The sequence below is a fragment of the Microbulbifer mixtoriginis (SeqCode) genome (assembly GCF_052467235.1).
This window is the reverse complement of record NZ_CP174305.1, coordinates 1583369-1596732: the sequence shown is the minus strand read 5'-3', so window position 1 is coordinate 1596732 and position 13364 is coordinate 1583369. Positions and strand designations below refer to the sequence as shown.

Sequence of the window (13364 nt, the reverse complement as noted above, 5' to 3'; positions counted from 1 at the left end):
TAAAAAATTCTAGCAGGACCGGCGGCTTCGTGTGAAAGCGCGCCGTTCTGGGATGACTAGCTGCCCACTTCACCGCCATCGTCCCTATAGATGGCCAATACCGAGGGGCGCGGTGGCAGCTCCGGATTGTTATCCGGCCAGCGGTGCAAGGGGTGGTCGTAAGTAGAGTTGAGCGCGTCGGCAGGGTGTTGTACTGCGATAAACAGAGTTGTCCCATCGGGAGTAAACTCAGGGCCGCACACTTCAGCGCCCTGCGGGCATCCAAAGAAGTGTTTGGGCGCGGCACGCATTGGCCCCTCGGTGGCCATGGCCCAGAGACCGTCGTGAAAGCCGAAGCGCTCGCAGCCGTCAGTGGCCACCCACATGTTGCCATGGGGATCGAAGGCGACATTGTCCGGGTTGGTAAACCAGCCGTGATTAGAAATATTGTAAGTGGATTGCTGCCCGTAAGCGCCGCGCTCCTTGGGGTTCTCCGCATTGGGGTTGCCGCCAAGTAAAAACTGTTGCCAGCGGAATTGGTCGCTGGTGTGATCTCGGCCGGTTCTTTTACCAGGCATGGTGGGGGGCACAATTTCCAAAATATGCCCGGCAGTATTTTGGTGACGGGGATTAGCCGCATCCACACCGTCTTCGGCGCGACTTTTATTCTTGGTTAACATCACATAGGTGCAGTCGTTGTGGGGATTGGTCTCTACATCCTCAGGGCGGTCCATGGGAGTGGCGCCCAGCAGTGCAGCGGCCTGGCGTGCGTCAATCAAGACATCTGCTTGATTGTCAAAACCGTTGCTGCTGTTTAGAGGGCCCTGCCCAAAAACTAGTGGCAACCATTTCCCACTTCCATCCGCATCAAAGCGTGCCGCATAGAGGGTGCCTTCGGTCAGTAAATTGCGATTGTGGATTGGATCTTTGGGCAGATAAGTCTCTTTGGAGACATAGCGGTAGACGAATTGATGTTCGTCGTCATCGCCGCCATAGGCTACCACCGGTTGGCCCGGTTTACAGACCAGGGTAAAGCCCTCGTGTTCAAAGCGGCCCAGGGTGGTCAGCTTGCGCGGTATAGATTGCGGGTCGTAGGGGTCGTATTCCACCATCCAACCAAAACGATTGGGTTCGTTGGGTTCTTGCTGTATATCGAAGCGTGGGTCGTAATCACCTAGGTTGCGATTGTGGGGCCTTACGCCGAAGTCACGGTGATTGCGCGCCTCGCGAGTATCCTCGACTTTGTTGGGATCTCCTTGGAAGGCGCCACCAAATCCCTCCTCGGCCACCAATACCGTGCCCCAGGGAGTCTTGCCACCGGCGCAGTTGCCAATGGTACCGAGCACCTGGGTGCCAGAGGGATCTGCGGTTGTTTGCAAGCGTTTGTCTCCGGAGGCGGGGCCACTAATTTGCATCGGCGTGGTCGCGGTGATGCGGCGATTGTAGGGGCTCTCCAGAACCGGCTGCCAGCCTTTGTCGGTACGTGTAATTTCTATTACCGAGTGGCCACAGGCGGCTAGTTCTATGGCTACATGCTCGGCACTGACTCCCCGCGTGGCACTATACTCATCGTTGTAACCAGAGAACATCAGGTGTGGTTGGGTGTACTCGTGATTTACACATAGTAGGCCGCGATCGCTGTTACCACTCTGGCAGTGGATATCTCCGTGCCCGGCAGGGGTATTCTCCGCCAATGGCATAAAGGCGATAAAGTCGTTGTTATAGCCAAAGCGTTGAGATTGCCCCTTCGCCGTCAATTGTTTCGGCTCAAATTCTTTGAGGTTAGCGACAATGGGGTCGCCCCACCGTAGGAGGATATCGGCGCTGTAACCCTGCGGTAGATGATGATTGAAGTCCAAGCTGTGGGGAACTTCCTGAAATGAGAGATTCTCCCGATGATGCTCCGATCCGCAGCCAGGCATAAAGCTGGTTGCGGCTCCCGCAGCCGTGGCACCACCAATGGCCTTCAATAGCTTTCTACGGTCAGGGTTTTTAGGGGAATCTTTCATTGCTGCTGCTCCGTTGCGGGGAACCTAATAAAATTAAATTAACCTGACCTAATTAAATCGATGACATATCTTTTGCGCAATCGATTAATTGAAAGAGGTTAATAAAAAGCGATAAATAAGAATATTTAATTTATCTGGGAATTTTTCCAGCTATTTCTGAAAGCTTGATGACAGCTTAAAAAAACCGTCATGTAAAGTTCATAGTCGCCTACTAGTCTGCGCCCAAATAAATACGCCGCCGGCACTAATTGGAGTGGGACGCGATGATAAGCACAACCATCAATTTTCGAACGCTCAACACCCCCGTTACCGCGCTTGCCATAGCGGTTTTTTTTGCTAATAACGGCTTGAGTGCCAATGCTTATGCACAAGAGAGCCAGACCCGCACTATGGAAACGGTGACGGTTACCGCCCAGGCCAACAATGCGCGCAGCGACCTGGATCGCCAGCGTGACTCCAACAAGCTGGTGGCAGTACAAACTTCTGATGCCATTGGTGAGTTGCCGGATGCCAATGTAACAGAGGCCCTGCAGCGGATGCCTGGAGTCTTTATTGCCCGCGACCAGGGTGAGGGACGTTTTGTGGGGGTGCGCGGTATTGATCCCAACTTGAATGCCGCCAGCATCAATGGCGTCAGTCTGCCCGCACCGGAAACTGGCAGTCGCGCTGTGGCTCTGGATGTCATTCCCTCAGACCTACTTGCCAGCTTAGAGGTATTCAAAACCCTTACACCGGATATGAGTGCAGACTCCATCGGCGGGGCCATAGAAATCAAGAGTATTAACGCGCTGGACTACGTTGGCAGCCGCTATAAATTCAATGTTGAAAACAGTTATAGCGAACTGCAAGAGGAGCACAGTCCAAAATATGCAGCCACCATGACCAATGTTTTCGATCTCGATGGCAACAGACGCTTTGGTGTCGCTCTGGCAGTCAGTCATCAGCAGCGAGATTTCGGTTCTGAAAATATTGAAACCGATGGTAGCTGGGAAGCGCTTGTGGCCGAGGACGGTAGTGTGGGGATTGGGGCAACCGAAATAGAACAGCGGGATTACACCATTACTCGTGAGCGCACCGGTATGGCCGCGAATTTCGACCTGCAATTGAGTAGTGATGCACGAATCTATCTGCATAATCTCTATTCCGACTTCTCAGATCAGGAGATCCGTCAACGCAATTCCTGGAAACTGGATGCAGAGCGCGATGAGCCAGAGACGATCTCCAGACATAGCGCCATTTGGGAAGAGGCGGCACTGGAAAAATCCTTGAAAGATCGCCTGGAAGAACAGGAGATTATTTCAACAGTATTGGGTGGAGAACATAATTTCGAACAATGGGGCCTTGCCTACGTGCTGGGTTATTCTTACGCGGAGGAATCTGAGCCACATCGACGCGATACCGACTTTGTCCTTGAACCGCTGCGCCTGGGTTATGTGGAAGCGGGTAAAACTCCGCGTATGGCAGTGGACAGTAGCGACGCTGAAAAAATATTAGATCCCGCCAATTATCAACTGGACGAGTTGGTTATTGAGGATAATTTTACCGAGGATGAAGAGTTGAGTTTACGTCTGGATTTTACCAGGGAGATAAACTGGGGCACCTATGACTCAACGGTGCAATTTGGCCTGCACGAACGCCAGAGGGAAAAACGTGGTGATCTGAATGCCAGCGTTTATGATGGTTTTGCCGGTGACTATACCTTGGCAGATTTTGTTCGTAACGATATTGATTACCGTCTCCATACCTTCGGACCGGGAGTTAATCCAGGCAATCTCAATCGATTTATTAATCGCAATATTGCCAGTTTTGAGATGGATGAAACTGAAACCGCCCTCTCTTCTGCGCGTGATTACCAGATGCAGGAAGACATCAGTGCGCTCTACGTAATGAACACCATCGAACTTGATCGCGCTCAATGGGTCTTTGGAGTGCGCTATGAACGCACCGATTTCAGTGCCGAAGGAATGCGTGTGATTGAATCCGAAGAGCCAGTACCCGGTGCCGATTTCATTGCCGATGAGGTCTATGCAAGTGTGGTCAATTATCAGCGCGATTACGATCACTTCTTCCCTAGTGTAAACTTCAAGCTTGATTACAGCGATAATATTGTGCTGCGTGCGGCCTACACCGAGTCCCTGTCGCGCCCCTCGTTTGGCCATCTGAATCCCTCACCGGCGCAAATTGAGTACGACGATGGTGAGCTGGAAGTGGAAGCCGGCAATCCAGCTCTGCAACCTTATGAATCTCGCAACCTGGATTTCTCCGCAGAATACTACGCGGATCATCTGGGTATGCTATCGCTGGGATTGTTCCACAAGTCTATCGATAATTTTATAGTGATGTCCGATGTTTCCAGTAGCGCGGACTTTACTCAGTATATCGGTAACCTGAAAGTGGAAGAGGCCGAAATACTTCAACCTATCAATGGTAAAAGGGCACGGATTAACGGTGCGGAACTGGCTTGGACACAGGGCTTCGATAATGGTTTCCTACTGCGTGCTAACGCAACCTTCACAGACTCTGAAGCCAGTCTAGGATTGGGGCCGGATCGTCAACGCAGCGACAAAATTTCTATGCCATCCCAAGCAGATCTGGTGGGAAATTTTATTGTCGGTTATGAGCGAGATGCTTTTAGCCTGCGCTTGTCTGCTGCTTTTCGCAGCGAGCGATTGCTGGAGGTAGGTATGGAGGATGCGTCCCGTGATCGTTATGAAGAGGATCACTTGCAATTGGATCTCTCTGTGCGCTACCACTTGAACAACGGTTTACTGCTGACATTCACCGGAGTGAATTTGACCGATGAGCCTTATTATGTGCATAACTCTGGTTTCAACGGTCAATATGAAGAGTACGGGCCGACTTATGCCCTGGGCCTGAGTTTCAGCACTTTCTAGCGGGACAACATCTAAAACATTTTTAATAAAATTACGGTGTTTATGCACTGCAAGGAGCCTCACACAGGTGGGGCTCTTTCTCCGGAATTGAATGGCTTTCCATGAAAAAACTGCATTTTATTATTGCGATCATGCTCGCCGCTGCGCTACTCGTTAGCTGTGGTCACGATGTGGATTCTGTTTTACGCATTAAAAAGGCCTTGCCGCAACGGGTAATTCCCTTGGGTGCGATAGACGCAGAACAGATTCTGCCAATACGGGTTGGGGTTGAGCAATATTTATTGCTTGCCAGCGAGCGTCGCGGTTTGCTTGTAATAAATTCCTACGGAGAAATACTCGCCTCCCAAGAGGGAAGGGTGGAACGCCTAGCCGTACAAGCTCTGCCTAATGAAACTTTACTGGTGGCCTCCTACGATGAGAGCCTGGCGCAAATAAATTTACATGAAATACGCTATAGTGATGCTTCAAATAACGTAAATTTTAGGCTACTGGGTAGCCAGAAAATGCCAACGCTACAGAGTGCCCTGTGCTTTTCCCAACAAGAACAGCGCACTCATTTGTTTAGCATTGGTGAAGATGGAATAGGTCGTGAATATTTATTATTCCCAGCCCAACAACAGTGGCAGATGCAAGAAGTACGTCCACTCTATTTTGGTGAGCAAGTTAATGCTTGCGCAGTAAGCCCACGCTCCCAACGCCTGCTAGTATCTCAACCACCCATTGGAATCCTGAGCTTAAATACAAACGCGGAAAAGGATGAGCAGCGTAAATTATTCCTCAGTGCTCAATGGCTTGGTGAAGACTTCGGCAATCTATGGTTTGATGCTCGTAGTGAAAGTCTGTGGCTGAGTGCAGGTGATCAGATACATCGCTACCGACTGCCTTTTTCCTCAGAGGAGCCAGAGTGGCACATTCATATTAACGAGAACCACTCGGCAGTCTCCCCAGTATTCTTAAATGGTCAGCTCTGGGCCCTGGATGTTGGTCGGGATCAGCTGTTGGTTTTTGATGATGTGGAAAGTGATTACTTAGAAACTGAGTCTATAGGATTTGATCCCGAGAGCGGTGATTCTATCGTCAGTGTATTTGCTCGCAATCAGACGGACCCGGTAGAGTCATTTGGTGATGCTGCCGATGATCCTGCTATCTGGGCCAATAAATCCCAGCCACAGAATAGCCTGATTTTGGCAACGGACAAAAAAAGTGGCCTGAATATTTACAATTTATCGGGAAAGCTGCTCGAACATTTTCCCGTGGGACGTGTGAACAATGTGGATATCCGCAGTATTGAACATCCTCATTATAGTGCATTAGCGGCAGCATCTAATCGCTCGACCGCCGGGGTGAACCTCTTTGCCATCACGGCTGAAGGGCATGTCGAGCACCTGGGGCTACGCGCTATAAATTTGCAAGATCCTTATGGCCTATGTTTGCAGAAAACCGATAATCAACTTTTTGCTTGGGTATCGGATAAAGATGCTGCCTTGCACCAGTTTGAAATTGATATTGGCGAGAATCCCACAGAATTTTCGTTAAAAAAGCATACAGAAGTAGTCGTAAATAGCCAGGTTGAAGGCTGTGTCGTCGATGATAAGTGGCAGAGGCTCTTTTTTGCCGAGGAGGATCGGGGGATTTGGTCACTGGGCCTTAAAAAGCAACAGAATAGTGAATACCAGGCTAAATTGGTTGCTGAAGTTGATGGTCAGACCCTGGTGGATGATGTGGAAGGGCTTGCCCTCTACCTAACAGAGGATAGTGGTTACCTGATCGCCTCTAGCCAGGGTAATGACAGTTATGCGTTATTCACACGTGATGGTAATGACTTTGTTGGTCATTTTAGGGTAACAATGAATATACGCTCAAGTATCGATGGAAGTTCTGAAACCGACGGTCTGGATGTTACCAGCCTGAACCTGGGACCGGAATATCCAATGGGTTTGCTTGTTGTCCAAGATGGCAGGAATCGTCTGCCCACTGCCAAGCAGAATTTCAAATTGATTGATTGGTATACGGTGAGTGAGGCATTGGGTTTGTCGGTCTTTGTTAAAAATTAACCATTTATATTTTTTATGACAAAAACCTGATGAAATTTTCTATAGAGTTACTATGAAAAATATCGAGGTTTATATTTGTTATAAACTAGAGATACATAATAAAAAATTGTTGCTGATTTTTCTTGCTCCAAGATATGATCTAGCGTTGTTGGTTATAGTGAATTCAATTAAAATTTCTACCTGAGTCAAAAAAATCAAAGTTTGATGAAAGGTAAAATCTAGGCAATCTCTGAATAATTTCGCGATTCCTTTAGCCTTCAGAGTATTTCATAATAAAAATGCTGCTTTGCAGGAATACCTAGAACTTCCAAGAAGTTGCAATACAGAGTGTAAATCGCTCTGAAAGCCCAGAAGGGCAGGCCCTGCAGGCCATATCTGATACGTTCCAGCTCTTGTAATAGGGATATTCGCGGCCTGCTGCGGCTAACCTCTGTAACCCTAAAGGGCCGTGGGATTATTTCGGAATTATTTTGAGGTTTCGCAGTATCTCCAATAATGATTTTTGACTTATTAATGGATTAATTGTTGGGGCAGGTTTTGTATAGGTGATATATTTGCTTATTAACCAGCTCTTTAAAATCCCAGCTACTAACTGCCCCTACTACTTTAAAGCTTAAATTCAGGAATATATTCAGCTGCAATTTTGTCTACAAACTGGATTGGCAATCCGCCAATTAAATTTGTAAGAACAACTATAGATAGCTTATCCTCCGGATAGTGAATCATGGTTGCCGCATTTCCACCGCTCGCGCTAACTGCACGGTGATGTTTCCGATCGATAACTTGCCATCCAATAGCATAACCATTCTCTACATGATTAAACCCAGCAGTTTGGCCATTCTTTAAAGTGATCGGTGTCCAAAGAGAATGGAGGTTTTTGAGCAGCTTTTTAGACTGCAAGGCAATAAGATATTGCGCAATTTCTGTTGCTGTTGAATTCATGCCAGCTGCACTTTGTAATATGTAAGGGAATTCAACGTAGTTATTTTTGTGCTGGCCCTTATCGGAATCGTAGAGATATTGCCTTGCATGATTGTTAATAGGACGCGTCATGTGTTCAAAGCCGGCATCAGCTGTTAATTTCATATTGGCGATTTTAAGCTGATTATCGGTAATGAATTTTGGGAAGCCACCTTGTACGTATTTATCGATTATTTTGCCGATAATAACATAACCCGTCTGATTATAACTAAACTGTGTATTTACTTCAGATTTTAAAGGTAATTCTTTTACTTTGTTCCATGCAGCATCTGGGTTGCCACGAACAACCAAGTCAGCAAGATAACCACTGAAAATATTGGGCAGCCCAGAAGTGTGTGCCATTAAATGTTTTATCTTTATTGACTTCCAGTTGACAGGTAAGTCAGTAAGGTGTTTGCTAATCTCATCATCTAAGGAAAGGCGTCCTTGCTCTGCGAGCTGTAGCAATGCAACACCCGTAAACGCCTTAGTCATTGAGTTAATTGGAAATACAGTGTTGGATCTAACCGGCACATTGTCTTGTAAATTAGATAATCCATAATTTCCCAGTCTGATTATTTCACCGTTTTTAACGATGGCCAATTGGAGACCAGGGATTTGGCGCTTATCCATGATACTTTTGATAAGATTATCCACAGAGTCTGCATATGCTGGAAAGCAGAAGGATATCATAACAACAGCTAGAATTGTTAAGCGTAGTCTAGTTAGTAATCGAAGCGTATAATTCATAAACAATATATCCTTATTGTTTTCCAATCTTGGGGGAGCTTTATAGCTGAATTGTCTTTTTTATAAAGAATATGATCAACGTTATAGCAAGACTGTTATCTTGCCATAGATTCTTGAAAGAAGGATGTTTTACTATAGAAATGTAATTATTTGTAATTTCTATTTTTCATGGATATTTATGCAGTCAATGTATTTATAGGCTAAATTATTGCTGCTCAAATATACTCAAAATAAATACACACTTCTTTATGGCGAATATCTAAGGTAGCAAGTATTTATATATATTAAATATCCGTTAATCACTTTAAGTTAAGAGCAGTTAAATTTCCGGTTCCTGTTGGGTTGTACAATGTATACCTCCACCACCGGCTGCTATGCCATCAATATTGATTTGTATAATATCGCGATTAGGAAATGCTCTTTGTAATTTTCGCTTGGCTGAGGCATCTGCATAGTGATCGCCGAACTCAGGTGCTATGACCGCGCCATTGCAAACATAGAAGTTAATATATCCAGCGGCGAAATCCCTGTTGTCAAACCGCTCTCGAACTATTGAAGGTGCCTCTAATACAATAACTTCTAGTTCGCGGCCACTGGCATCCGTTACAGAGCGTAGAATCTCAAGATGCCGCTTTGTTACGGCGTGATCGAAAGAGTTGGGATCGGGATCATAGCCGGCAACAACTACACCTGGGTGCACGAAACGGGCATAAAAATCTGTATGTCCGTCAGTGATATCCATATCTTTAATGCCAGGTAACCAGATAATTTTCTCTAGACCAAGAAGCTGCTTTAATTCCCGTTCGCATTGTTGCTTACTAACACCTGGATTACGGTTATCGTTGAGCACACAACTCTCGGTTATGATCGCGGTACCATACCCATCAACCTCTATCCCGCCGCCTTCGAGTATCAGGTTAGTTTGGATACTGGGCACACCGGCCGACTGAGCCGTGAATGCAGCAACTTCTGCATCATTATCAAAATCCTGCTTTTCTCCCCAACCATTGAAGTTGAAGTCAATAGCCGCTTTATCACCGTTTTCATTTACAATAAAAACGGGGCCTGTATCACGTATCCACAAGTCATCTAGAGGGCAAACAACTAGTTCGATCTTATCTCCCATTAGTCGCCGGGCAAGTGGGAGATCTGCTTGTCGAACCAGCATTGAAACTGGCTCGTACTCCGCAATCGTCAGTGCAATTGTTGCCAAATTCTGCTGGACTTCCCTAAGGAGTTTCCGTCCCCAAATTTTGCGGCTTGCACCAAAGGCCATCCAAGTACGCAGGTGAGGCTCACCCTCATCTGGCATGTACCAAGTACTTTTACTATTCATTACTGCAAATGACTCCTTGGTGCCACTCAGTAGAGAGGCTGCAGTAAAAGCACCTAGAACCTTAACGAAATTACGGCGATTGGTCATAAAGTGACCTCCCTTTCTTGACACAAATGATGCTACTGAAGATGATAAGTTGTTTAAAAGGATATCAGGTTAACTAACCCATAGCAGTAACCCATGTATATTTGCCTCTTTTATGGCTACCAATAATTCACAATAAGTATAAAGTTCACAATCATCATAAAAAAGTGATTCATTGCTTCTTAAAATACGTAATTCAGAGTCATATGTGTTTGAAAGTGTTGGCCAGTAACGTTTTTTATCAAGTAACTCAATATCTAATGGAATAAATGCCTATGAATACTCGATTATCTTAGTTCTTATTTCACCTAATGTCGGTTTTAATAGATCATATAGTTTACCTAAGCTATTCCATGAGCAACCATGTGAGCAGTAAAGCTCTTGCTGAGTATCATTAAATGACAGATTTAATTTCTACTCTAATGCTTTTTTGCAACAGATGCCAAAACTATTATTGTGAATTAATGTTGAAGTTCATGTCCAAGGGTCAAACATATCATTCTTTTTTTTGTAATACTTAGAATTGGTCATTTTATTGTTAGTTTTTTTCTGTAGGCATGAAAAATATACTTTTTAAATTGCCAATTTATTCACGGAGGATTTTCAAAGCCTTAGGATCCAGATAGGGTAAGCTTTAAACATAGAGTGTTGTTTATGGCTTAAGTAGCAGGCTTGCTGGCATCTTTGAATTGTTATCTTATTCTTGTCTGGTAGAGGGCGCTTAGATGAAAGTTGTTTTTTATCCTCTCAATTTATTTAAGCTTTTCTTTAAGGTTGCATACGGCGATCTTTCCGAGATCTAAATAACTTCCTGATGCTCAAAATCAGTTAATAAGTCTGACATTATTTGATACAGTCGCATACACTTTTTGCGTCATGATATTATGTGGTGTCTGAAGCTGGAATAATCATTATCACAATGTCACTTTCACTTATTAACTAGGCCGAGCCCTCTAAGTTCAACTTAAACTGCCAGGAACTTAGGGGGCTTGGTGTTGAAATTTTATGCTCGGATGAGTATCGTTAGGGGGTGACGGCTATAATTACAGCTAACCATATAATATATATTTACCATCCACTAACACTATGTTTTTCGCCTACTTTGGCGATCATTCGTATCTGTTGTTTTCCACCTTCAGATCTTTTGAATACTAAAGAGCTAACAGAAACTTCATAGGATTGTTCTCCAGTCATCTTTTCTATAACTTCAGTTAAAGATTTTTCGAGATCTTCTGCAGAAATACAAATTAAGTCTTTATTTCTATCTAAATCCATTGTCTACCTCTATTCTCACCAGTTGTTACAATCAATTTCTATCGTAAATTCAATAGCACCATCATCAGAGCATCCCCCTGATGCGTATTCGAATAGACTTATGTAAATTGAGTGAAACTTAGAATCTGTAATTTTCTCTAAGTTTTGCCTTAACTCTGCTTCTAATCTTCCTGGTGAGAGGGACTTTAGTTTTTTAGGATTTTCTTCCATAAATAAATCCATTTAACGGGAAAAGGTCATAAAATATTTAGCTCAATCATTACTGGTGTAAATTTCACCAGTCGGTATACCCTACAATAATATGTCCTCATTGTGTATGTGTTCAATTCAAAGTTACAATTTATTTTGTTTTTTTGTATTTTATCTCAATGTGATAGTTTTTAAGTCTAAGTTTTCGTGTCCATCTTTGAGTTGTGTATGCATACCTCTTGGCAATCCCTCGACCTTGATCTCAATACCGGACTCCGGGAATTTACCCTTTGCATACATTTCTATAAATCTGTTTGCCAACTTATGCCCATCATGAAGATGTTTTTCTGGCCAACCCACCAGGCTAATGTCGGGCATTCAAAATATTCGCATCCCCCTTGGATGTAACTAAATTCCATCTTTCTCCGGAGATTACATTAGAAAAGCATGTTTTTGTAAAGAAGGTCTCCGTGGTTCAAAAAAAGTATCTGACCACTGATCAGGCGTTTAGAGCCTAGCGTTTTGAAAGTCTATTACAGCCCCCCCCTTTGTTCTGTAATGACTTTAATAATACCAATGGTGTTTTTGAGGTACTTAAGTGATTGTACGCCCTTAAACTCACCTGGCACTATGGCCATACTGTTAGTTTGTATTGTTTTTTGATATAACTCCGGTGATTACGTTTTTAGTAGTTGCCCATTGTTTCTGGCAGTAACCAAATTTTAGGTTATGACTCTGGTGTGCCATTGTTTCATATCCTTTATCATCGCCTTGTAAGTTTTATCATTAGTTTTGATTGTGCTGCGACATTCCATATTGAATAAAACAATTTTCTTTTTATTTGTAGCTACTTTGCCTGTGTCGATGTCTACTTCCAGGATGGCACTTTCTAGTTGCGAAATGTCAATACTGTCTTTTTTGCTTTGATACTTATACCAAGATTTAATCTGCTTGGCTATATGTAGATCTACGGCGCCAGAAATAGAATGATGAGCTTCGCCCGAAAGAATATTTACAAAGATAGTGCCATCTGGTAAGTCGGACATCATTTCTAGGTCATTGCTCATGCGCCAGCCGAAAAACATTTTACAAACTATATCTGCATAATGATTTAATCGCTTCCTACGCATTTTTTTAATCCAATATTCATTGCTGGTATTTTTTGTCACTCCGTATTTTGTAATGTAAGTGACATTTCATGCCAGCTAAGCCCGCCATGATCAGAATCCGATTTTCCAAGGTGTATAAAGCCGTATTTGGCATACATGCCAACAAGTTCAGCCTGACATATAAGGTAAATTTTTATTTTCCCTATATCCCGCATGGAATCAATAAATCTCTCCATTAACGTACTTGCCATGCCTTTCCCTTGATATTTAGGGTGAACTACCACAGACATGATGATAATGATCTTTCCACTCGGATCATGGCCTATTAATTCTTTGAAGTTTTCATCGGATAGTTCAACCTTATGGGTTGCTCCTGAATTAATAAAACCAATAATTTCCTCACTGTTTTCTATAACGAGAAAACCATCAGGGTAGGTCTTAATTCGCTTTAAAATTTTTTCTCTAGTTGCAGCCTCGTTACCGGTATAGGATGCAGACTCAATCTCATAGCACCTATCCAGATCTAGCTCATTTGCAGTGCGAATGTTTACTTTAGACATTTTCGATTAATAGTCCTAAGAAAAAACATTTATATGGTGATTAACAGGACCTCTACCACCTTGATTTCTATTCCAAACGCATTTCTGCGCTAATGTCTCCCAAAAAACAAAATAAATCAATCTGCCACTTCTAAATGGTTCCATGGTGCATACCAGAGGCTGATA

The 13364-nt window shown here is 44.1% G+C and carries 9 protein-coding genes; 2 read left to right on the top strand and 7 right to left on the bottom strand.

Translation table 11 applies throughout. From position 1 onward, the window contains the following. Positions 1 to 56: 56 nt before the first annotated feature. On the bottom strand, positions 57 to 1988 hold the full coding sequence (locus ACJJIO_RS07090; RefSeq protein WP_444910582.1) for a PhoX family protein: 1932 nt from the start codon (positions 1986 to 1988) through the stop codon (positions 57 to 59). Positions 1989 to 2251: 263 nt separating this feature from the next. Between ACJJIO_RS07090 and ACJJIO_RS07085 the strand changes: the two genes are divergently transcribed. Continuing rightward, the gene (locus tag ACJJIO_RS07085) at positions 2252 to 4882 is read left to right on the top strand and encodes a TonB-dependent receptor (RefSeq protein ID WP_444910581.1); all 2631 of its coding nucleotides are present in this window, start codon (positions 2252 to 2254) and stop codon (positions 4880 to 4882) included. A 101-nt stretch (positions 4883 to 4983) separates the two neighbouring features. Then, the gene (locus tag ACJJIO_RS07080) at positions 4984 to 6936 is read left to right on the top strand and encodes a phytase (protein WP_444910580.1); all 1953 of its coding nucleotides are present in this window, start codon (positions 4984 to 4986) and stop codon (positions 6934 to 6936) included. Positions 6937 to 7542: 606 nt separating this feature from the next. Here ACJJIO_RS07080 and ACJJIO_RS07075 read toward each other — a convergent pair. The 6 genes from ACJJIO_RS07075 to ACJJIO_RS07050 form a co-directional block, all read right to left on the bottom strand. After that, positions 7543 to 8553, bottom strand: coding sequence for a serine hydrolase domain-containing protein (locus tag ACJJIO_RS07075; RefSeq protein ID WP_444910579.1), 1011 nt, complete (start codon positions 8551 to 8553; stop codon positions 7543 to 7545). Between the two features lie 412 nt (positions 8554 to 8965). After that, positions 8966 to 10069, bottom strand: coding sequence for an agmatine deiminase family protein (locus ACJJIO_RS07070; protein WP_444910578.1), 1104 nt, complete (start codon positions 10067 to 10069; stop codon positions 8966 to 8968). A 1065-nt stretch (positions 10070 to 11134) separates the two neighbouring features. Beyond that, positions 11135 to 11341, bottom strand: coding sequence for a hypothetical protein (locus tag ACJJIO_RS07065; RefSeq protein WP_444887267.1), 207 nt, complete (start codon positions 11339 to 11341; stop codon positions 11135 to 11137). 15 nt (positions 11342 to 11356) lie between these two features. Next, the gene (locus ACJJIO_RS07060) at positions 11357 to 11551 is read right to left on the bottom strand and encodes a hypothetical protein (RefSeq protein ID WP_444910577.1); all 195 of its coding nucleotides are present in this window, start codon (positions 11549 to 11551) and stop codon (positions 11357 to 11359) included. A gap of 701 nt (positions 11552 to 12252) precedes the next feature. Continuing rightward, entirely contained in the window at positions 12253 to 12660 is a 408-nt protein-coding gene (locus ACJJIO_RS07055) for a hypothetical protein (protein ID WP_444910576.1), read from the bottom strand. Positions 12661 to 12695: 35 nt separating this feature from the next. Then, entirely contained in the window at positions 12696 to 13199 is a 504-nt protein-coding gene (locus tag ACJJIO_RS07050; RefSeq protein WP_444910575.1) for a GNAT family N-acetyltransferase, read from the bottom strand. Positions 13200 to 13364: the final 165 nt, after the last annotated feature.